Here is a 21,893-nt window from a genome sequence, read left to right on the forward strand (position 1 = left end):
AAACGCATGGATCGGGCATATACGGCATTCCACTTGTTGCCAAAGCCGGTATACAGGTAACGCCGGAAAGCGGTGGCTTTGATCCCGCCGAAACACTGGACCTGATTGCCCATTATCCCAATTCCTGTTTCTTCTTTGCCCCGACGATGATCCACCGCCTGATCGGCAGTGACGCTTTTGCAGGGGCAAATACGGAAAATATCAAGCTGATCGTATATGGGGGTGGCCCGATGTATGAAGCCGATATTAGGCGCGCATTGGACGCCATTGGCCCTAAATTCTGTCAGATATATGGACAGGGCGAAGCGCCCATGACCATCACTGTCCTGACCCAATGGGAACTCAGTGAAAATCACAACCATCCAAGGCGGGCTGAGAGACTGGCCTCCGTCGGTACCGAACGCACCGATGTGGAAGTACGTATTGTCGATGAAGAGGGCCAGCCCTGTCCCATCGGCACCGTGGGCGAAATCACTGTGCGCGGCGATGTTGTTATGCTGGGTTACTGGAAAAACGAGGAAGCGACACAGGCGACCATTCGAAACGGCTGGCTTTATACCGGCGATATGGGATGCTTTGATGAAGATGGCTTTGTTACGTTGAAAGACCGGTCGAAAGATCTGATTATCTCCGGCGGAACGAACATCTATCCACGAGAGATCGAAGAGGTCCTGCTCACTCATTCCAAGATCGACGAAGTATCTGTCGTCGGTCGCCGTCATCCCGACTGGGGAGAAGAAGCCGTTGCGTTCCTTGTTTTGGCAAAAGGCGCGTCTATTGATCCGCAAACGCTGGATGCCTTTTGCAACGAGCACATGGCTCGCTTCAAGCGACCCAAAGAATATTTCATGCTCGAAGCATTACCAAAAAACAATTATGGAAAGGTCCTTAAAACAGACCTTCGCAAAAGGTTAGAAAACTAACGGATTCTGGGCCGATTGATCTGATAGTCCAGATGCGTGCGAACAGCAGGCCATTCATTTTCAATAATGCTGTAAACACATGTATCCCGCCGGGATCCGTCCGGCAGGATCATGTGGTTGCGCAGGATACCATCCAGTTTAGCGCCCAACCGTTCGATCGCAGCACGGCTTTGCTTGTTAAAGAAATGGGTCCGAAACTCAACGGCGCCGGCCCCCAGTGTTTCAAAGGCATGAGCGAGCAATAACCGTTTGGCATGGGTGTTCAGTCCGGAACGCTGAACGGATTTCCGATACCAGGTTGATCCTATCTCCACCCGCCGGTTAACCTCATCAATGTTCATATAGGTTGTCATCCCGACCACTTTTCCGCTTTCTGTCTGGGCAATGGAGAAGGGCATCATTGTCCCCGCCTCGAGCAACCCCAGCCGCCTGTCGATTTCTGTTCGCATCGTGTGAGAATCCGGAATACTGGTATACCAAAGCGTCCAAAGGTCTCCGTCCTGTGTGGCTTCGACAAGATCATCATGGTGATCGTGGGACAAGGGTATTAACGAGACACGCGCGTCCGATAAGGTCAGGGGGTGTATCCAAGGCATCATATTTTTCCTAAAGAACAGGGATCCGTTGCCTGTGTTTAGAAATGTTTAGCCCACCGTGAAAGAGCCAATTGACAACTTCACACAGTGCCAACAAAAAAGCCGCCCTTTCGAGGCGGCTTTTCAAAAGCATCAGAATGATCTGTTGATTTACTGACCAGCCTCATGTGCAGCCAGCGCTGCCATGCTAACAAGATCTGAAACCGTCGCACCAATCGGCACAATCTGCACCGGCTTGGACAAGCCAACCAGCAGCGGTCCAATAACTTCTGTATCCCCAAGAACGGGCATCAGTTTGGATGTGATATGCGCGGAATGCAGACCCGGCATAATCAGGACATTGGCCGGACCAGACAATCGACAGAACGGATAAAGTGCCATGATATCGGGGTTCAACGCCACATCTGCGGACATTTCACCATCATATTCAAAATCCAGTTCTTCCTGATCAAGCATCCGAACGGCTTCCCGGATCTGTTCAGAAGTCACATGGGCTGGATTGCCAAAGTTTGAATAAGATAGCAAGGCAACCCGCGGCTCATGACCAAGCCTGCGTGCAACTTCTGCTGCTTCTTTGGTAATTTTCACCAGTTCGCCTGCATCGGGCAAGGTTGTTACAGCTGTATCGGCAATAAAAACCGTTCTATCCCGGCCAACCGCAATGGATACACCAATGGTATTCTGGCCTTCTTTTGCATCGATAACCTTACGAACATCTTTATACGCGCCAGAGAAACGGCGGGTTACGCCCGTTACCATAGCGTCGGCATCCCCGAGGGCAACCATGCAGGCACCGAAAATATTCCGATCCCGGTTCACCAGTCGCACACAATCCCGGAAAATATAACCTTTACGCTGCAAACGCTTGTAGAGAAAATCGTGATATTTCTCACGATCTTCCATTTCACGGGCATTGTAAATCTCGACACCTTCCAGGCTATCGATCCCGATTTCCGACATGGTTTCTTCGATAAACTTTTTACGGCCAATCAAAATAGGAACACCATATCCGGCTTTTTGGAATTCAATGGCAGCCCGGATAACCTTTTCTTCCTCACCTTCCGCGAAAACCACTCGGCGCGGCGCGGCGCGGACTTCATCCATGATCAACTGCAACGATCCGGCGGTTGGATCCAGTCGCGCCCGCAGAATGTTACGATAGGCTGTTTCATCAATGATCGGCTTGCGGGCGACGCCACTATCCATCGCCGCTTTGGCAACCGCCGTTGGAACATGTGTAATAAGGCGCGGATCAAACGGCACAGGAATAATATAATCTGGACCATAAACGGGCCGATTTCCCTTGTAAGCAGCTGCCACTTCATCGGGTACATCTTCACGGGCCAATTCTGCAATGGCTTCGGCGGCTGCAATTTTCATTTCTTCATTGATGGTTGTTGCACGCACGTCCAACGCCCCTCTGAAGATATACGGAAAACCCAGCACATTGTTTACCTGATTGGGATAATCAGAGCGCCCTGTTGCAACAATTGCATCCCCGCGCACTTCAGCAATTTCCTCGGGGCGAATTTCCGGATCGGGATTAGCCATGGCAAAGATAATCGGCTTGGCCGCCATCTCCTTGACCATTTCCTTAGACACCGCATCCTTGACCGACAGGCCCAGGAAGACATCAGCACCGACCATTGCTTCTTCAAGCGTCCGCGCTTCTGTTTCAACAGCATGGGCCGACTTCCACTGATTCATGCCCACTTCACGGCCTTTGTAAATCACACCCTTGGTATCACACAGGATGGCTTTATCATGGGGCAGGCCCATCGCCTTGATCAATTCAAGACAGGCAATTGCAGCAGCGCCCGCGCCGTTTACGACGACTTTGGTATTTTTTATATCACGGCCCGTCAGGTCCAGCGCGTTAATAACACCGGCCGCACAGATAATTGCTGTTCCGTGCTGATCATCATGAAAAACCGGAATATCCATTTCTTCGCGCAAACGCTGTTCAATGATGAAACATTCGGGGGCTTTGATATCTTCCAGATTAATGCCGCCAAAACTTGGACCCATCAAGCGGACGCAGTTGACGAATTCATCCACGTCTTCAGTATCCAGTTCCAGATCAAAACAATCCAGATCGGCAAAGCGCTTGAAAAGAACCGCTTTTCCTTCCATCACAGGTTTGGAGCCAAGAGCCCCCAGATTCCCAAGACCCAGAACAGCCGTTCCGTTCGAGATAACCGCAACCCGGTTTCCTTTGGTTGTAAAGTCGTAAACAGTATCCGGGTCTTCTGCTATGGCCAGACAGGGTGCCGCAACCCCCGGAGAATAGGCGAGTGATAAATCATGTTGGGTTGCAACGGCTTTGGTCGCAACAATCTCTAATTTACCTGGTTTGCCTTGCGCATGATATCGCAGCGCTTCGTCATATTGGCTGGAATCCCGCTTGTCACTCATTTCACTGTTTCCTCAGTTTCTTTCTTGTCCCGGCGACCAAACTCTCCGTTAAAAAAAATTTCTGACAAATGAGTTGGCAAAACCGGCGTCTATGATAGTTTTCATTCATGCCTACAGTAGTAAAAACAAAGTCGCAACAGAATAAGTCTGTCACGCCCATGATGGCGCAATATTTAGCAATAAAGGAAGGCTATCCTGATAGCCTTCTTTTTTATCGCATGGGTGATTTCTATGAGCTGTTTTTCAAAGACGCTGAAATTGCCTCGGCAGCCCTTGATATCGCCCTGACCAAACGCGGAAAGCATGACGGGCTGGACATTCCGATGTGTGGGGTTCCGGTTCATTCAGCAGATGGCTATCTTCAACGCCTGATCCGCAAAGGCCACCGGGTCGCTGTTGCAGAACAGACGGAAAGCCCGGCCGAAGCAAAAAAACGGGGTCACAAATCCGTTGTGGCCCGCGATGTGGTCAGGCTGGTCACGCCAGGCACAATTACAGAAGACAATCTTCTTGATGCCCGCTCTCATAACTTTCTGGCGTCCGTTGCCCGGGTCGGAAAAGATCACGCTCTTGCCTGGGCAGATATGTCGACCGGCGAATTTTTTTACAGCACTGTCGCGGAACTGGACATCCAGACAGAACTGGCCCGCCTGATGCCGGGCGAAATCCTGTTATCGGATAAATGGCTCGACGATGCTCAACTCGGCCCTGTTTTTGAAGATTGGGACAAAGAACTGACCCCCCTTCCCTCGGTCCGTTTTGACAGCCAAAATGGGGAACGGCGACTGAAGGCCCTCTTTAAAGTTTCTGCGCTGGATGCATTTGGTCATTTTAACCGGGCTGAACTTGCCGCCTGCGGGGCGCTGGTTGATTATGTAGAGCTCACCCAAAAAGGCAAATTTCCACATATCAAAGCCCCTTTAAAGCAGGCATCAACGGATGTTATGTCCATTGATGGGGCAACCCGCCGCAATCTGGAACTGACCCGTACCATGAACGGCGAGCGGCAGGGTAGTTTGCTGTGGGTTATTGACCGAACCATCACAGGGGCCGGCGCCCGCAGGCTGGGTGCTGATTTGTCCAGTCCGCTTACCCGGCCCGATGATATTTATTACCGGCTGGAGATGACGGATTATTTTATCCGCGACACCGCCCGGCGCGAAGCCCTTCGCACGATCCTGCGGCGCTGCCCCGATATGGAACGTGCCTTGAGCCGATTGTCGCTTGGACGCGGCGGGCCCCGTGATATGGCGGCTGTTCGAGATGGGCTTGCCGAAACCGCCAACCTTCGCGCGACGTTGACCCAACTGGATATCGATACTGAACGCCGGGGAATTGACGCCGCGGCAGAACAGCTTGGCTTTCACGCTGACCTTGTTGACGAATTGACCCGGGCTCTGTCTGCAGACTTGCCCCTTCTTGCCCGCGATGGCGGCTTTGTAGCTAAAGGATACAGGCTCGATCTGGACGAACTAAAGGCGCTGCGCGATGAAAGCCGGCGACATATTGCCAACCTTCAGGCTAACTATGCCGCCAAAGCGAACGTTCCCTCGCTTAAAGTCAAACATAACAATGTTCTGGGATATTTTATCGAGGTTACGCCTCGGTTTGCTGACAATATGGGTGACGATTTTATTCATCGCCAAACCATGGCCAACGCCATTCGCTATACAACGGTGGAGCTGGGAGAACTTGAAGATAAAATCTCGCGAGCGGCAGAACGGGCACTTGCCCTCGAAATGGAACTGTATGACAGTTTGAACCAGACTATTCTTGCCCATGCGAGCAAGATCCTGTCAGCAGCTGAAGCCATGGCCTCGTTAGATGTTGCGGCAAGCCATGCGGAACTCGCCGTAGAAAAAAATTATAGTCGGCCGCTGATTGATGACAGCCTGAAGTTTGATATTGAAGGTGGGCGACACCCCGTCGTCGAGGCTGCCCTTGAGGCAGGCAATGAAGGTAAATTTATCGCCAATGATTGTAGCCTCAGCGATGATCACCGGTTATGGCTTTTAACCGGTCCGAACATGGCGGGTAAAAGTACCTTTTTGAGGCAGAATGCCCTGATTGCCGTACTTGCCCAAATCGGTGCCTACGTCCCTGCCGAAAAGGCTCATATTGGGGTTGTTGATCGATTATTCAGCCGTGTGGGCGCCGCTGATGATCTGGCGCGCGGGCGATCGACCTTCATGGTCGAAATGGTGGAAACCGCGGCTATTCTCAATCAGGCCGGTGAACGCGCATTGGTTATTCTAGATGAAATCGGTCGCGGCACAGCCACGTTTGACGGCTTGTCCATTGCGTGGGCTACGGTGGAAAATCTCCACGACATTAATAAATGTCGTGGGCTGTTTGCAACCCACTATCACGAATTAACCGCCCTTTCCGCCAAATTACCGGCATTGTCCAATCATTGTATGCTGGTCAGGGAATGGAAAGGTGATGTGATTTTTCTGCACGAAGTGGGTCAAGGCTCTGCTGATCGGTCGTATGGTATTCAGGTTGCCAAACTGGCAGGTTTGCCCAAAGCCGTTGTCAAACGCGCAGAAAGCGTTCTCAGCCATCTTGAAGAGAAAGACCAGAATTCAGCGACAACCCGTCTTGCCAATGATCTGCCATTGTTTGCGGCGGTAGTTGAAGAAGTATCTCAACCGGCATCATCCAACGGTCCCTCTGATGTTGAGGAGAAACTGAAAGAGATCAGCATTGACGATCTTTCCCCGCGAGAAGCGCAGACTTTACTTTATGAATTAAAAGGACTTTTACCGCCCGAATAACGCAGCGCAACATAAAGATGACAAATTATCAATTTGTCTTTAATCTGCGTTTATCAGTCAAATAAACACAATAAAAATGAAAATGGGAGTATCCTGATGTTTGATTTAACCGGGAAAAATGTTGTTATCACTGGGTCCAGTAAAGGGATCGGAAAATCAATTGCACATCAGATGGCGCTGGCCGGTGCAAAAGTCACGATTTCCAGCCGGAAAGCAGATGTCTGCGAAGAAGTCGCCAAAGAAATCAATGCCAGCCTTCCCGATGGATGCGCCGGAAGTGCGATCGTCATTCCCGTAAACATTAACTCGAAGGAAAGCCTTCAGAACCTGGTCGACGAAGCGCACGATAAAATGGGTCAGATCGATGTTCTGGTGTGTAATGCAGCCCTGAACCCGTATTTCGGACCAGCAATGGATTGCCCGGATGATGCGTTTGATAAAATTATGAGCGCCAATATCAAATCGAACCATTGGCTTTGTAATATGGTCTTGCCGGAAATGAAGGCGCGCAAAGACGGTGCCATCATTATTGTCTCCTCCATCGGTGGATTGAAAGGCTCTGCGGAACTGGGCGCTTATTGCATCTCCAAAGCCGCTGATATGCAGCTGGTGCGCAACCTGTCCGTGGAACATGGACCGGATAACGTGCGGATCAATGCGATTGCCCCTGGCCTCATCCGGACTGACTTTGCCCGTGCCCTTTGGGAAAACCCCGAAATCCTTAAAAAAGCGACATCCCGGGCACCCCTGAAACGGATTGGCGAACCTGAAGAAATTGCGGGTGCCGCTGTTTTCATGGCGTCAAAAGCCGGAAGCTTCATGACCGGTCACACCATGGTAATAGATGGTGGTCAGACAATCGTCTAACGCGTCACCAGAATGTTATTCGCCCTGTCAGCCTTTCCCCGTTACGATAGGCTGACAGGGCAATCAAGCCCGTCAAGCCATTAAAAACAGGACCACAAAGTTGGCTGTTTGATCTTTTGAGGGCGTCATGAATTATATTCCCACATCCACAATCACCTGTCCCAAATGCGGACATGTTGAAAAGGAAACCATGCCTGTCGATGCCTGCCAATGGTTTTACGACTGCAAGGGCTGCCAATCCCTGTTAAAACCGAAAGCTGGCGATTGCTGTGTTTTTTGCAGCTATGGGGATGTTGCCTGCCCGCCGATCCAACAGGGAAAAGACTGCTGTTAAAAAGCACCCTTTACCATCTGATCATGGACCAGACTGGCCGCAACCACAAACATCATGACTGCCACAAGAAGATCCAAAAGCCGTGCGCCCGCTGGATGCTTCATGATCGGCGCCATGAGCCGCGCGCCATAGCCTAGGAAAAAGAACCAGGCAAAAGACACAAGAACCGCCCCAGCAACGAAAAACAGGCGCAGATCAAACGCATAGGCCGATGCAATTCCGCCCAGTAATATGACTGTGTCCAAATAGACATGCGGATTAAGCAATCCAAAGGCCAGAGTCAGCATGATCGCTTTTTTAACACTGGAGGTCGGTGGCTCGTCGACCCACGTATCAACCGGTTTTGGGATAAACACACGGAACAACGCTATCCCTCCGAAAATGAGCAAAAACGCAACACCGCCCCAACTTGCCAGCGTCACCAGCCAGGGCAGAGTCGCAATCAATGTCCCAAGGCCCAACGCGCCCGCCGCAATCAATGTGCCGTCAATCAACGAACAAACCAGACACACGATAAAAACCTGATCCCGTGCAATTCCCTGACGCAGAACAAATAGATTCTGAGCGCCAATGGCAATAATCAAGGCGCCGCCAAGAAGCGCACCATTTGCAAAAGCTGCAATTGACATATATTCGTCGAAATTCCCAAAATCAGGAGGAAGTTACTGATAAACTGTCCGAATGTGATATAAAAAATCTATACAGCAACACGAAGAAGCGCAAGAATTGAAACCGTATGGATAAAGTTCCCAATCAGCGAGCCATCTTTGATCGCAAGACAATCGTCGCCCAAATCAGTAAATTGGCAGAAGAACATGACCCGCAAGGGTTTGATTTTCGAACCGCTCTTCTTCAGCTGCTGAAAGATACATTGTCCAGCGGACAGGCAGAAATCAAACGTCGCTTCATGGCCAATAACAAAGGCCGCCCTTCCATGCATGCGACCTGCTTTCTGATCGATCAGTTAATCCGGACCATTTACGATGTGGCGAGTGTTCATGTATATCCATTGAACAATCCCACCTCGGAGGAAAAACTCTCTCTGTTGGCCGTCGGTGGTTATGGACGGGGCGAATTGGCACCTCATTCCGATGTTGATCTGCTTTTTCTGTTTCCGTACAAGCAAACGTCATGGTGTGAACAGGTTATTGAGTTTTGCCTGTACCTCCTTTGGGATCTTGGACTGAAGGTGGGGCATTCCACCCGGACACCGGATGAATGTATTCGCCTTGCGAAAAAAGACATCACCATACAAACAGCCCTGCTGGAAGCACGGTATGTTTGGGGAGATCAGGACCTGTCCAATGAATTGCGGGAAAAATATTTCAAAGACATTATTTCCGGCAATGGAAAGCAGTTTATCGAAGCAAAACTTGCAGAGCGCGATGAACGCCACGAACGGTTCGGAAATTCCCGATACGTCGTCGAGCCTAATATCAAAGAAGGCAAAGGCGGCCTACGAGATATCCAGACACTTTTCTGGATTGCCAAATTCATTTACAGCACGACCAGTATTCCTGAAATGCTGTCCCGAGGCGCCTTTACACAGGCTGAACGGCGGCGGTTTCAGAAAGCCTCAAACTTCCTGCGCACGGTCCGCTGCCACCTGCATTACCTGACAGACCGACCGGAAGAACGCATAACCTTCGATGTCCAAACAGAATTGGCATCCCGGTTGGGCTATAAAGATCACGCCGGGGCGCTGGGCGTTGAACGCTTTATGAAGCACTATTTTCTGGTGGCAAAGGATGTGGGGGATCTGACCCGAATATTCTGTGCCAATCTGGAAGCGGAGCAACAGAAAAAGAACCGCCTTCCTATACCCGGTCTGGGTCTTCTGAGACGGAAAGTCAAAGGCTATTCCGCCGAAGGCGGCCGGTTGAACTTCATTTCAGAAGATGAATTCAAAGAAGATCCGGTCAAGATCCTTGGCCTCTTTCATGTGGCCCAGCAAAAGGACTTTGATGTCCATCCAGAGGCCCTGCGGCTTATTCGTCAGAACCTGAAACTGATCAATCGAAAAGTCCGGCTAAATCCGGAAGCCAACCGATTATTTCTGGAAATGCTGACCAGTAAAAAAGATCCTGAAACCACCTTGAGACGCCTGAGTGAAGCTGGCGTTTTCGGGCGATTTATTCCGGATTTCGGCCGTGTAATTGCACAAATGCAGCATGATATGTACCACGTCTATACAGTGGACGAACATACCATTCGTGCCATTGGCATTCTCGCGCAGATCGAACAGGGCGCGCTGGCCGAAGATCATCCTCTCAGCCACCGCATCATGCCCACAATCATTTCCAGAAACGTTTTGTTTGTTGCCGTGCTTCTGCATGATATCGCAAAAGGGCGAGGCGGTGACCATTCTATTCTGGGGGCGGAAGTTGCAGAAAAGGTCTGTCCGCGCCTCGGCTTGTCCCGTTCGGAAACCGAGACAGTTGCCTGGCTGGTTCGCTATCATCTTCTTTTCAGTAATGTTGCTTTCAAGCGAGACATCGCCGATCCCAAAACAGTCGCAGACTTTGTACAGATCGTTCAAAGCCCAGAGCGGCTAAAACTGCTTCTTATCCTCACGGTTGTTGATATTCGCGCCGTTGGTCCGAATGTCTGGAATGGCTGGAAAGGGCAATTACTACGGGAACTTTATTACGCAAGCGAAACGGCTTTGACCGGCGGCCATGTTTCCGAAGGGCGTGCTGATCGGGCACGCCACAAAAAAGAAGAATTACGCGCAGCCTTGCCAACCTGGTCCGAAGAGGAAATGGACAAGCATTTAGATCGCTTCTACGAGTCCTATTGGGTTGCTACCAGTCTGGAAACCCAGATCCTCCATGCAGAAATGTTGAAGAAGGCGGATGCTGCCGGCGATACCTTGACCATCGAAGCCCATAGTGACCCGTTTCGTTCGGTCACGGAAGTCACGGTCTATACAGCAGACCATCCAGGTCTGTTCGCCCGGATTGCCGCAGCCATGTCCCTGTCCGGGGCCAATTTTGTCGATGCCAAAATCCACACGACAACCGATGGCATGGCGTTGGATAGTTTTGTTGTTCAGGACCATGAAGGGGACGTATATGGTCGCATGGATAAGCTGCGGACAGCCATCAGAGATACTTTAAGCGGTAAAGTGAAGGCTCATCTGGAGCTGGAAAAACGCAAAAAATCATCTATTCCAAGCCGCACCCGTGTCTTTAAGGCGGAACCGTCGGTTCTGGTCAATAATGTCGCGTCCAATATTCATACTGTTATTGAAGTCCGCGGGCGGGATCGCCCCGGCCTGCTGGCCGACTTGACGCGCACCTTGTTTACCTTATCGGTCACAATTGCTTCGGCTCATATTTCCACTTTCGGAGAACGGGTGGTTGACGTTTTTTACGTGAAAGACATGTTTGGCCTTAAAATCACCAACAAAGTGAAGATAAAGAATATCGAACGTAAACTTATGCTGGCGCTAGAAGGGCCAGAAAAGAAAAAGTCCAAAAAAAGTAAAACCAGCAGTTTGGAAAAGAATACATCGTGAGCCTGTTTCGATCTGTCGCCACCGTTGGCGGCTTTACTATGGTCAGCCGCATATTGGGCTTTACCCGCGATATCCTTGTTGCATTTGTTCTGGGGGCCGGGCCGGTTTCGGACGCTTTTTTTGTTGCCTTTCGCATTCCTAACATGTTTCGCCGGCTGGTGGCGGAAGGCGCGTTTTCAGCCGCTTTTGTTCCTCTGTTTTCGCGAAAACTGGAAGACGGGGATAATAAAAACGCGCTGGAATTTGCGTCCCACGCGCTTGGTTTCCTGACCGGATTTCTGCTCATATTTTCAATTGCCTTCATGGTTTTCATGCCATTTCTGATGCAATTTCTGGCACCGGGCTTTGAAATTGGCGGCGATCGGTTTGAACTGGCGGTTACCTACACACGCATTACTTTTCCTTACCTGATTGCCATGGCGATAGTCGCCTTGCTGGGGGGTATGCTAAACGCAATTTACCGCTTTGCCGCCATGTCGGCAGCGCCGATCCTGCTCAACATCATTTTAAGCGGCCTTCTGGTAATACAGATCCTGTTTCCCGTTTACGAGGCAGGTCTGGTTCTGGTCTGGGGCGTTTCAGCCGCAGGTGTCGCCCAGGTCATTTATCTGGTCATCGCCTGCAAAAAAGAAAATATTTTCCCCCCGTTGCAGCGGCCTCGATTTACCCCGGAAATCAAACGCCTGTTTCAATTGATGCTCCCCGGTCTACTCGGGGCTGGCGTTTTGCAAATCAATATCCTTGTTGGAACCATTATCGCCTCTTTACTCGCAACAGGGTCGATTTCAGCCCTTTATTATGCAGACCGGATTTATCAGTTGCCGCTGGGGGTTATCGGTATTGCCGTTGGCACCGCGTTACTGCCGATGCTGTCGCGCCAGTTGCGGGCCGGCGATAGCGGCCCTGCCCTTGATACCATGAACCGGGCTGTTGAACTTTCGATGCTTTTCACCCTGCCCGCAGCGGCTGCATTGATGATGATTGCTGAACCGATTGTTATTGTCCTTTTTCAACATGGCGCGTTTGATTCTGAGGCCGCCCGGATCACGTCAGAAGCATTAATCGCTTTCTCAAGTGGCCTTCCCGCCTATGTGCTGACCAAAGTCTATGCGCCAGGATTTTTTGCCCGTGAAGATACCACGACACCGGTGGTCATTGGGGTGATCGCCATGATCATCAATGTAACGCTTAGTTTGCTACTGCTTGAAAGCCTCGCCCATGTGGGCATTGCGCTGGCAACATCTGTTGCGGCGTGGATGAACGCGGCCACCCTGCTGATAATGCTAAGGCGCAAAGGCCAATACAAAGCCGACAGGCGCCTTTGGCTTCGGGTCAGTGCAACGCTTTTATCCAGCGGGTGGATGGCTGCGGCCCTCTATTTCATACAACCCGTTCTGGCGCCCCTGCTTCAAGGCCCGCTTCTTCTTCAGGTTGTTGGCCTTGCCGTTCTGGTTCTAGGCGGAGGTCTCGTGTTCGCCATTGGCGCGCTGTTGTTCGGAGCCGCCCGTCTGTCAGACATTAAATCCATGCTCTCCCGACAAAAAAGTGCCTAGGCAGTTGACGAACTCGAAGGGCCCTGCAATAACCCGTTTTCTATTGGGAATTGTCCCATTTCTCCAGTCCGGGCGGATTTCAGGTGAAAGCCGCAACCCCGGGCCCGTGTCCAAAGCGTGAGGAGCGTTTTATGTCTCGTATTTTTTCTGGCGTACAGCCTACTGGTAACTTGCATCTGGGTAACTATCTGGGCGCAATCCGCAATTTTGTCGGCCTGCAAGATGATTATGAATGCATCTATTGTGCCGTGAACATGCATGCAATTACGGTATGGCAGGACCCAAGTGAACTTCGCAATAATACCCGCGAAGTTGCGGCCGCGTATCTCGCCGCCGGTGTTGATCCTGAAAAATCCATCATTTTTGCGCAAAGCGCCGTTCACGCCCATGCTGAACTTGCTTGGATTTTCAACTGTGTCGCCCGTATCGGTTGGCTGAACCGGATGACCCAGTTTAAAGAAAAAGCAGGGAAAAATAGAGAAAATGCTTCCCTTGGCCTGTATGCGTATCCGTCCCTGATGGCAGCAGACATTCTGGCGTATAAAGCAACCCATGTTCCCGTCGGCGAGGACCAGAAACAACATTTGGAACTGACACGGGATATTGCGCAAAAATTCAATAACGATTTCGGCAAAGAGGTCTTTCCCATTGTCGAACCCCTGATTTTTGGCGAAGCAACACGGGTTATGTCCTTGCGCGATGGATCCAAGAAGATGTCCAAATCCGACCCAAGTGATTATTCGCGCATTGCCCTAACAGACGGACGGGATGATATTGCCCGGAAACTGAAAAAGGCGCGGACGGATGCGGATCCCCTTCCGGAAACTGTTGACGGTCTGGAAGATCGCCCAGAGGCGGCTAATCTGGTGGGCATTTATGCTGCCCTGTCTGGTCAGTCCAAAGCGGATGTACTGAAGGAATATGCCGGATCACAATTTTCGGTATTCAAACCTGCACTGACAGAGTTGGCCGTTGAAAAATTTGGACCTGTTGGCGAAGAAATGAAACGCCTGATGGCCGATCCGGCATATGTGGATGACGTTCTGGCAAAAGGCGCCGTACGCGCGTCAGCTATTGCCAATCCGATCATAAAAGAAGTCAAGGAAATCGTTGGATTTCTGGGCGCGTAACCCGGCATTAGACAGGGAAAACTTGTAACTTTCCCTGTCTAGGCTTACATCTTAAGAGGATTTTTTTCACACCCAAGCAAGAAGCAGGGCAGATACCATGAGTGAAATCGGAACGGGCGGCGAAGCCCAGGGTACACGTAAAATCAAACTGTTATCCCGCTGGCGGCCAATCCTGTTACTCCTCTTGCTGATTGTTTTTGGCTATTATGTGGGCGGAATGATCTGGATCCACAAAATCAATGACGATCTGACCTTTTTGCCCGCTGAAAGAAATACCGTTAAGGGTGGCAGCGCCGCCGTTGAAGTAGCGGCAGGCCTGATCGATCGGGAAATCAATCAAAATCGCTGGACATCCAATGATCCTTTTTTCATGCCGGGCGCACTGTTGGATAACATGCCTAATTATCAGCAGGGCATTATGTCAGCACTCGCACGGTTCAGCTTCGAACTGACCGACCAGATCGGACGAACAAGAGGATCCAGCCAGACAGACGAAGACCTTCAAACCGCGGCCGGGCTCCTGCAATATTCCGGTACTGTCTGGAGTTGGGATCCGACTGTTTCTCTGCTGCCGACGGCGTCCTCAGAAAAACAATATAATAAAGCCCGAAAAGCCCTCATTTCATACAATCAGCGTCTGGCGGATGGCCGGGCGGTTTTTGAAAAAAGAGGAGACAATCTGCAGGCAACCCTGAACAGGATTGCATCGGATATCGGCTCTTCAACCGCCGTTATTGACAAGCATATCGCCGAACATGCCGGTGCCTATGTGGATTTCGAAGCCGATGACCTGTTTTACGGGTTCAAAGGTCAGGCCTACGCTTATTACACTGTCCTTACAGCCCTTTCGCAGGATTTTGAGAATCTGATCCGCGAGAGAGAACTTGGAAATGCCTGGAACCAGATGCTGGTCAGCTTTCGCTCGATTGTCGAGCTGGACCCCTATGTTATCTCAAATGCCAAAGCTGATGGTCAACTTTTCCCCAATCACCTGGCTGTTCAAGGTTTCTATATCTTGCGGGCCCGCACTCAACTCCGCGAAATTAGCAACATTCTCTTGAAATAGAGGCGCTGATGGTGGCAGGATAGCGCTGATTGAAATTACAAATGGAAGTTTCATGAACGATGAAACCCGGTCTCCTGGACGGCGCAACAAATTTCTTGTTGTTGTTGATGAGACACCCGAATGTAAATCTGCAATCCATTTTGCCTGCCGTAGAGCCTGGCATGTGGGCGGCGGCGTAATTCTCCTATACGTAATCGAACCTCCCGATTTTCAGCATTGGATGGGCGTCGAGCAGGTCATGCGCGAAGAGGCCCGGGAAGCTGCCGAAGAATTACTCCAATCCCTTGCGGACGACATTCGCCGGGACACAAATATCGTTCCTGAATTCGTTATTCGGGACGGATATAAAAAGGACGAGCTTCTGGCGCTTATCGAAGAGGATCCAGACATCCGTATTCTGGTCCTTGCCGCCTCTCCCGATTCCGGGGGACCCGGACCATTGGTCAAAAGCCTTGTTGGCGAGATGTCAGGCACCTTTGCGGTCCCCATTACGGTTATTCCGGGGAACCTGAGTGACAAACAACTGGATGCCGTCACCTAACGCTCTAAAATGAATCACTTTCTTTTTTTAAGTTTCCCCTGTCGAAAAATTCAGAAAAACTAATATGGTAAACAATTGATTAACAGTGGCAATTCTCACTGCTAAGGGAAAACTTGCATTTCGTTTTTTGTTAGGACATAGTCCCCAACTCTTGTAGCGGAATTACCCCAAATTTGAGGTAAATACACCCTATTTAGTATGCTTGAATGTTGTACAGTACTGAATATAGTGTTACAATCAGGCTCGTTTCAACGGGTACAACTTGTGTGACGAAATCTTAATGCATCAGATAACGACTTTATTCAAATCAGCTCGACTTGCCACAGTGCTCGTATTGGGCGTTGCTGGTCTTTACGTGGCAACTGATTTCGGTACTTATCCGTCTCAGCAAAGTGCCGCCGCAAAAATGCCGAAGCCCTATGCCGTGGTTTCGAGTGACGCGGTCGATCCAGACAAATTGGCGATGCTGTCTGTTCCGGTTCCTTTAACCCGACCTGCAGACCTGCCATATGTAGAGCAACCCCATCAGGTGAACGTCGTGTCTCTGGATCAAAAATGGTCTGGCATGTCTTTTGATCTGGATGCCATCCGTTTTGGCCGGGAAGTTCCCCGTTATTTTGTTGAGCAGATGCCCGTCGATATTCTGGACATCACTCAGGTTGATGAACGAAAACGGGTCTTTTTATCTTTGGCGCTTCCCCTCATTCTAAAAGTCAACGAAGAGATCCAGGCCGAGCGACAACGCCTTGAGCGCATTATAACCGCGCGATCTCACCGACAGGATATCAGTTCGAAGGACAAACGCTGGCTGCGCCGTCTGGCGAAGAAATATAAAGGCAGCACAAAAAACCTCGCTGACTTGTCTGCACGGGTCGATACAATTCCGGTCTCCCTCGCTTTGGCACAAAGTATTGAAGAAAGCGGCTGGGGAACCTCTCGTTTTGCCCGCGAAGGCAACGCCCTTTTTGGCCAGCGGGTCTGGTCTACGGGAGACGGCCTTATTCCGGTTGAGCGGGAAGAAGGCGCGAACTACGAAGTAAAAGCCTATGATGCTCTTGTCTCGTCAATTCGTGATTACGCCCGGAACCTGAACAGTTTCAGCGCTTATGAAGAATTTCGCCAGCAGCGCTCTTTTCTGAAGAGTCTGTATGGAAAGGCCAATGGCTATGACGTCGCCACGGCTCTGCAGTCCTATTCAGAGCGCGGCGACGATTATACGGCAACATTGCAAATGCTCATCCGGGTCAACAACCTGGAGCAATTTGACAATGCCAGCCTCAAAAAAGAAGAGGTTGCTCAGCTTTTCAACTGATCAAGAAGTTCCTGTGCACCGGTTGAAACCAGAGTTGTCTCGGCCGCGCACAGAAGAAAATCAAAACCTTCCGCAAACATTTCATTGGTCCGCTCGGCACCACTCGAAATACAACCAAGCCATTTACCGCTTGCCTTAATTCTATCGCGGGCATCTTCAAATTGTGCGATGACCTGCGGATCGTCAAACCAGCCGGGTTTGCCAATACTGCCTGACAGGTCATAGGGCCCAATAAACAGCATATCAACGCCGTCCACAGCCGCGATTTCCTCAATATTGCCGACCGCCTCCTTGCTTTCGATCTGACAAATAATAAGAAGCTTGTCTTCAAATTCTTCAAGATAGCGTTCTTTGTCGCGCCCATAAGCGGCCGCCCGTGCCGCACCAAGACCGACACCGCGGGTGCCGTTTGGCGGATATCGGCAGGCGGCAACGGCCGCGCGGGCTTGCTCTGCCGTATTGACAGCAGGAAACATGATCCCTTCCATCCCGGCATCCAGCGCCCGTTTTACGGCAACCGGATCGTTGGACGGAATGCGCATTAATACGCTGGTATCACCGGCGCATCGAATGGCCCGATGCTGATCGATTGCCTGAGGTAAATTGCCACTTCCATGCTCGTGATCAATCATAATGGCATCAAAACCGGCACCGCCAATTATTTCAGCCAGATCAGCCGATCCGGTGAACAACCAGCACCCCTTGGCTTTCTGGCCCGCAGCCAACGTTTTTTTTATCTTACCAATGCGGTTCATAATGGCGTTATCTCCTTGGAATATAAAATAGGGCACCGAACCAGCGATACCGGCCTTCCGGCCCCGGCAATGTGCAGTTGATCCGTCCGCGACCGGCTGAATAGGCTTTACTCAGCCGAACCTCAACCCGGGCATTTCCTAACCGTTCAATCGGGACGGCGCCGCCGGACTGGTTAGACGAAAAACAGGACAACTGGTTCAGGTTAGAATATTGTTCCGCCAATGTGAAACCAAAGGCGGGCGGATTTCGCTTCAAAATATTGTCTTTTGGCATCACTTGTTTGACCCGCAGCGGCATGGCATTCGCGGCCAAACGCAATCGACCAATTGATCCAAAGGCCTCACTCAAGGCAAATCGGGGCAACCCGTACATGTCAGATCCAGAATAAAAAACACCCGACTGCTGTCCAAAGGCTGCTTTAAATCCGGCTTGCTTGACCACGTCTTTAATTTCGCGGCCATATTCCCCGTAAGGATACGCCAATATACCGGGGACAAAGCCAAGCTGTTTTTCAAAACTTGCGCTGGCACGCTGAATGTCTTCTTTCACCTGTTCGATGCTAAGCGCCGGTAAATGACGGTGGGTCGCTGTATGATGCCCTACATAAACACCCGCATCGACCATTTCTTTAAGCTGCGCCCAGCTCATATAGTCCGGAATTTTTTTATCCAGCGCATCTGTTGACGTAAAAATCGTAAAGGGGAATCCCGCTTCTTTCAGCAGGGGCCAGGCATTTTCATAGACCGACAAATACGCATCATCGATCGTAATCGCAACAGTGCGATCCGGGAGAGCCTGACCACTTTGGATTTTATCGACGATCTGGCCCAACGGCAGAACTGTGTATTTTTGCGCCTTCAGTTCCTGCAGATGCTCTTTGAACTGATCGAGTTTGATATTGGTGCTGGGATATTTACCATCGCCAAATCGATGATACATAATAACGCTGGCCCAATCAGCCGCCGCCGCTAGGCCGGGCAGCGCGATCAAAGGCACGAATACGCTGGCAGCCAATAAGATCTGGCGGCCAATATGTCCCAGTTTCGTCATATTTGTATTTTTCTTCATAAGCGGTCTCTATGTTATTCCTGCATCATTCTTGTTCCCGCAGCCTTATCAGACAAGGTCGCAAAGCGGCGCGGTTTGAACAACTGATAATGCCACCATTCGTTCATATAAAAATCCCAGCCGGCCGCACTCATAATCCCAAGCAGCAAGGCTCTATTTTGCTGGGCTTCCGCCGACACTTCCGTGACCCCATGATGGGATAGGGGCGTCATAGCGTCAAACTCGGTCCCCATCTCCAATGCCTCGCCCGCCTCGTCCAGCAATGTCAGATCTATTGCCGCCCCCCGCGAATGCGGCGAACCATTGGCAGGATGGGACAGATAATGCGGGTTGGGTGTATGATCCCACAGCGCTTGAACTGCCTCCGTTGGCCGAAAGCCGTCAAAGAGCCTGAACCGATATCCCATGGATTTGGCAAGGCGGATTGCAGTGGCCAGCTTATCAGCCGCCTCTTCATTCAAATAGCAGGCTTGGCGGGTATAAATGGGGGCGCCTGTAAAATTATTATCAGTCGCATAGCGAATATCCAGCGCCACATCAAAGTGAGCTTTGGTAATCTCTACAAGTGTCATAACATCCCTGTGAAATGCTCAAATTCTTTTTTTCCACCAGACAGGTGCTTTAAGGTGTGATATGGCCTAGCCTTTCACGCGGACAAAAGCCTACAGGGACATGGACTTAAAGGCAATGAAGATACTTGCACTTGATACGGCACTCAACGCCTGCTCGGTGGCCCTTATGGAAAACACCGAGACGCTTCTTAAAAGAAGTGAGCCGAGAGCGCGCGGACATGCGGAGAAGCTTCTTCCCATGGTTCGTGACATGATGACAGAGTGCCATCTTGACTTTGCCCAACTCAATGGTATCGCTGTCTCTGTCGGGCCCGGCACGTTTACCGGATTGCGAATTGGCTTGTCCGCAGCACGGGGCATGGCATTGGCCGCCGGGATCCCCGCCCTTGGTATAACCACACTTGAAGCGCTAGCAGCGTCGGTTTCAGCGGATCAGCATCAAACGCGCCCGGTAACCGTCGCCATCGATGCCCGGCGACAGGAAGTCTATCTTCAGTCGTTCGATCCGCAATCTCTTTCCACCTCACCGGTCCCGCTGGCCCCCGCCAGAGCCGTTCCTATAAAAAATGTCACCGGTTTTTTACCAAAAGAGCCCTTCGTTCTTTTGGGAAGCGGCACCGGACTTCTTCAAGAGGCAGGAATGCTGGAGGCGCTTTCGTTCGAAATTCTGGATCTACCGGAAAATCCTGATGCCTCTCATGTGGGACGCATCGCCGCCCATCGCGGTTTTGAGACGGTTACAGAGCCACCCGCACCGCTTTATTTACGCTCTCCAGATGCCAAACTTCCCGGCGGCATCGATCCTTTCAAGGGAAAAGAATGAGGCTCTCCCACGATTATCTGACAGAAGAAACAGCCGCCCCTGTTATCGCGGCTCTTCATCAGGCCTGCTTTGATCCAGGCTGGACGGAGGCAGAATTTAAAAGCCTCCTCTCGGTTCCGGGCGGGCTGGTACAAATCACCTCCCTTGATCACAATCCCGTCGGGTTCTGTTTTTACCGTCTTGTCGCGGAGGAAGCTGAAATTATTACGATCGGGGTTCTTCCGGAATATCGAAATAGAACTGTTGGCGCCCAGTTACTTGAAAATGGTCAGGAAAGACTCGCCGGTTTAAACATAAACACCCTTTTTCTTGAGGTGTCAGAGACTAACCTTTCAGCCCAAAAACTATATGAAAACATAGGTTTTTCAGTAACTGGCCGCCGCAAGAACTATTACACAGAAGCGGCAGAGAAGGTTGATGCCCTGATCATGAGCAAGCTATTAAATTCAAACAATTTTCATTGAAATACCAACAAATGGATAAAAACAGTTGATCAGTTCCAAGTAGTTGGAAAGACGAGATACGCGCAAGGAAGAAAAGTATTTTTACATACCCCTTTATTCTTTACCAACTATTGCACATATTAAGGGCATACATTATAAGGCTCTCTACTTTTTAATGGAGGAATTGAAAAAGTGTCTGAGAAAATCGAGAAAATGGAGCTCCTTGCTCTGACCACAGACATCGTGACCTCTCATCTGTCCAGAAATACGCTGGAAACAGCTGAAATTTCGAGTCTTATTCGGGAAGTATACTCCACGCTTGCCAATGTTGGAACGTCCGAGCCTATCAGCGACAGACCTCAGCCTGCCATTTCCATCCGCAAATCTATACAGCCTGATTACATCGTATGCCTTGAAGACGGTAAAAAGCTGAAAATGCTGAAGCGCCATCTGAAGACAGCTTACAACATGACGCCAGAAGAGTATCGCCAACGCTGGGGCCTGCCATCAGACTATCCAATGGTCGCGCCCAATTATGCCAATCAGCGCCGGAACCTTGCCAAGAAAATCGGGCTGGGTACACGCCGCAAAAAAGCTGTCGCCAAATAGCATTTCTTTTCTGGCCCGCTTATACCTAATCGTATAGACTGGCCGAACATCTTAGATATTCAGGTAGATAGAGGGCACGTATGCCATCGCGATTGGAACAACTGTGTGTGGACAAAGGTCTGCGAATGACAGAACAGCGCCGGGTGATTGCCCGTGTGTTGTCAGAGTCCCAGGACCATCCTGACGTGGAACTGGTTTATAAACGGGCCTCGGATGTTGATGATACAATCAGCATTTCGACCGTATATAGAACCGTTCGGATGTTTGAAGAAAATGGTATTCTTGAACGGCATGATTTCGGTGATGGTCGCGCCCGTTATGAAGAAGTATCAGACCAGCATCACGATCACCTGATCAATGTAAAAACAGGCCAGGTTATCGAATTTACCAGTGAAAAGATCGAAGAACTGCAAACCTTGATCGCAAAGGAACTGGGCTTTCGGTTGATTGACCACCGTCTCGAACTGTACGGAGAACCGCTGGATGACAATGCAGTCTCAACGGCTACACCGGAAGAATCTGTTGTCAACATCAACCAGACTTCTTTGCAAAAGAAGGACAAATAGGCAACAACAGTTTGTTGCCTGA

General features: G+C 50.5%; 20 protein-coding genes. 14 read left to right on the forward strand and 6 right to left on the reverse strand.

Going from position 1 to position 21,893, the window contains the following annotated elements:
• A partial coding sequence (locus ACJAYR_RS03675; protein ID WP_415235340.1) for an AMP-binding protein occupies window positions 1-923 on the forward strand: 923 nt, incomplete at its 5' end.
• Here ACJAYR_RS03675 and ACJAYR_RS03680 read toward each other — a convergent pair.
• Both ACJAYR_RS03680 and ACJAYR_RS03685 read right to left on the reverse strand, forming a co-directional pair.
• Window positions 920-1,519, reverse strand: a complete 600-nt coding sequence (locus ACJAYR_RS03680; protein ID WP_415235448.1) for a GNAT family N-acetyltransferase — start codon at window positions 1,517-1,519, stop codon at window positions 920-922. The genes ACJAYR_RS03675 and ACJAYR_RS03680 overlap by 4 nt on opposite strands.
• Window positions 1,520-1,669: 150 nt before the next feature.
• A complete protein-coding gene (locus tag ACJAYR_RS03685) occupies window positions 1,670-3,934 on the reverse strand; it encodes an NADP-dependent malic enzyme (protein ID WP_415235341.1) in 2,265 nt (754 codons plus the stop codon).
• A 107-nt stretch (window positions 3,935-4,041) separates the two neighbouring features.
• Here ACJAYR_RS03685 and mutS point away from each other — a divergent pair, with 107 nt between their 5' ends.
• The 3 genes from mutS to ACJAYR_RS03700 all read left to right on the forward strand — a co-directional run bounded on the left by mutS (window position 4,042) and on the right by ACJAYR_RS03700 (window position 7,912).
• The gene (gene mutS, locus ACJAYR_RS03690) at window positions 4,042-6,711 is read left to right on the forward strand and encodes a DNA mismatch repair protein MutS (RefSeq protein ID WP_415235342.1); all 2,670 of its coding nucleotides are present in this window, start codon (window positions 4,042-4,044) and stop codon (window positions 6,709-6,711) included.
• A gap of 90 nt (window positions 6,712-6,801) precedes the next feature.
• The gene (locus ACJAYR_RS03695) at window positions 6,802-7,578 is read left to right on the forward strand and encodes an SDR family NAD(P)-dependent oxidoreductase (protein ID WP_415235449.1); all 777 of its coding nucleotides are present in this window, start codon (window positions 6,802-6,804) and stop codon (window positions 7,576-7,578) included.
• A 127-nt stretch (window positions 7,579-7,705) separates the two neighbouring features.
• Window positions 7,706-7,912 (forward strand): GDCCVxC domain-containing (seleno)protein, encoded by a 207-nt coding sequence (locus ACJAYR_RS03700; protein ID WP_415235343.1) that lies wholly within the window; start codon window positions 7,706-7,708, stop codon window positions 7,910-7,912.
• Here ACJAYR_RS03700 and ACJAYR_RS03705 read toward each other — a convergent pair.
• Window positions 7,909-8,541, reverse strand: a complete 633-nt coding sequence (locus ACJAYR_RS03705; protein ID WP_415235344.1) for a LysE/ArgO family amino acid transporter — start codon at window positions 8,539-8,541, stop codon at window positions 7,909-7,911. The two genes, ACJAYR_RS03700 and ACJAYR_RS03705, sit on opposite strands and share 4 nt — an antisense overlap.
• Before the next feature lie 107 nt (window positions 8,542-8,648).
• Between ACJAYR_RS03705 and ACJAYR_RS03710 the strand changes: the two genes are divergently transcribed.
• The 6 genes from ACJAYR_RS03710 (at window position 8,649) to ACJAYR_RS03735 (ending at window position 17,034) form a co-directional block, all read left to right on the forward strand.
• The gene (locus ACJAYR_RS03710; RefSeq protein ID WP_415235345.1) at window positions 8,649-11,432 is read left to right on the forward strand and encodes a [protein-PII] uridylyltransferase; all 2,784 of its coding nucleotides are present in this window, start codon (window positions 8,649-8,651) and stop codon (window positions 11,430-11,432) included.
• Window positions 11,429-12,985 carry a murein biosynthesis integral membrane protein MurJ gene (gene murJ / locus ACJAYR_RS03715; protein WP_415235346.1) on the forward strand — a complete coding sequence of 519 codons (1,557 nt, stop codon included), beginning with the start codon at window positions 11,429-11,431 and terminating at the stop codon, window positions 12,983-12,985. The genes ACJAYR_RS03710 and murJ overlap by 4 nt, the downstream gene beginning before the upstream one ends.
• Before the next feature lie 131 nt (window positions 12,986-13,116).
• Window positions 13,117-14,115: a tryptophan--tRNA ligase gene (gene trpS, locus ACJAYR_RS03720; protein WP_415235347.1), complete on the forward strand. Its 999-nt coding sequence runs from the start codon at window positions 13,117-13,119 to the stop codon at window positions 14,113-14,115.
• Between the two features lie 97 nt (window positions 14,116-14,212).
• The gene (locus tag ACJAYR_RS03725) at window positions 14,213-15,181 is read left to right on the forward strand and encodes a DUF2333 family protein (protein WP_415235348.1); all 969 of its coding nucleotides are present in this window, start codon (window positions 14,213-14,215) and stop codon (window positions 15,179-15,181) included.
• 52 nt (window positions 15,182-15,233) lie between these two features.
• Window positions 15,234-15,722 (forward strand): universal stress protein, encoded by a 489-nt coding sequence (locus tag ACJAYR_RS03730; protein WP_415235349.1) that lies wholly within the window; start codon window positions 15,234-15,236, stop codon window positions 15,720-15,722.
• 280 nt (window positions 15,723-16,002) lie between these two features.
• Window positions 16,003-17,034 carry a glucosaminidase domain-containing protein gene (locus ACJAYR_RS03735; protein WP_415235350.1) on the forward strand — a complete coding sequence of 344 codons (1,032 nt, stop codon included), beginning with the start codon at window positions 16,003-16,005 and terminating at the stop codon, window positions 17,032-17,034.
• Here the strand turns inward: ACJAYR_RS03735 and ACJAYR_RS03740 are convergent.
• Genes ACJAYR_RS03740 through ddpX form a run of 3 tightly spaced genes read right to left on the reverse strand, consistent with a single transcriptional unit; the run spans window position 17,019 to window position 19,430 of the window.
• A complete protein-coding gene (locus ACJAYR_RS03740; protein ID WP_415235351.1) occupies window positions 17,019-17,789 on the reverse strand; it encodes an HpcH/HpaI aldolase family protein in 771 nt (256 codons plus the stop codon). The two genes, ACJAYR_RS03735 and ACJAYR_RS03740, sit on opposite strands and share 16 nt — an antisense overlap.
• Window positions 17,790-17,796: 7 nt before the next feature.
• Complete coding sequence (locus tag ACJAYR_RS03745; protein ID WP_415235352.1) at window positions 17,797-18,858, reverse strand: polysaccharide deacetylase family protein; 1,062 nt, start codon at window positions 18,856-18,858, stop codon at window positions 17,797-17,799.
• A gap of 14 nt (window positions 18,859-18,872) precedes the next feature.
• Window positions 18,873-19,430 carry a D-alanyl-D-alanine dipeptidase gene (ddpX, locus tag ACJAYR_RS03750; RefSeq protein ID WP_415235353.1) on the reverse strand — a complete coding sequence of 186 codons (558 nt, stop codon included), beginning with the start codon at window positions 19,428-19,430 and terminating at the stop codon, window positions 18,873-18,875.
• A 115-nt stretch (window positions 19,431-19,545) separates the two neighbouring features.
• On the opposite strand from ddpX, the gene tsaB reads away from it, so the two are divergent.
• The 4 genes from tsaB (at window position 19,546) to ACJAYR_RS03770 (ending at window position 21,871) form a co-directional block, all read left to right on the forward strand.
• Entirely contained in the window at window positions 19,546-20,253 is a 708-nt protein-coding gene (tsaB, locus tag ACJAYR_RS03755) for a tRNA (adenosine(37)-N6)-threonylcarbamoyltransferase complex dimerization subunit type 1 TsaB (protein WP_415235354.1), read from the forward strand.
• Window positions 20,250-20,717 carry a ribosomal protein S18-alanine N-acetyltransferase gene (rimI, locus tag ACJAYR_RS03760; protein ID WP_415235355.1) on the forward strand — a complete coding sequence of 156 codons (468 nt, stop codon included), beginning with the start codon at window positions 20,250-20,252 and terminating at the stop codon, window positions 20,715-20,717. Before tsaB ends, rimI begins: the two co-directional genes overlap by 4 nt.
• A 171-nt stretch (window positions 20,718-20,888) precedes the next feature.
• Window positions 20,889-21,305 (forward strand): MucR family transcriptional regulator, encoded by a 417-nt coding sequence (locus ACJAYR_RS03765; protein ID WP_415235356.1) that lies wholly within the window; start codon window positions 20,889-20,891, stop codon window positions 21,303-21,305.
• 80 nt (window positions 21,306-21,385) lie between these two features.
• Complete coding sequence (locus ACJAYR_RS03770; RefSeq protein WP_169543554.1) at window positions 21,386-21,871, forward strand: Fur family transcriptional regulator; 486 nt, start codon at window positions 21,386-21,388, stop codon at window positions 21,869-21,871.
• The last annotated feature ends 22 nt before the right edge of the window (window positions 21,872-21,893 follow it).

The organism is Sneathiella sp., from assembly GCF_047631475.1.
GTDB lineage: Bacteria > Pseudomonadota > Alphaproteobacteria > Sneathiellales > Sneathiellaceae > Sneathiella.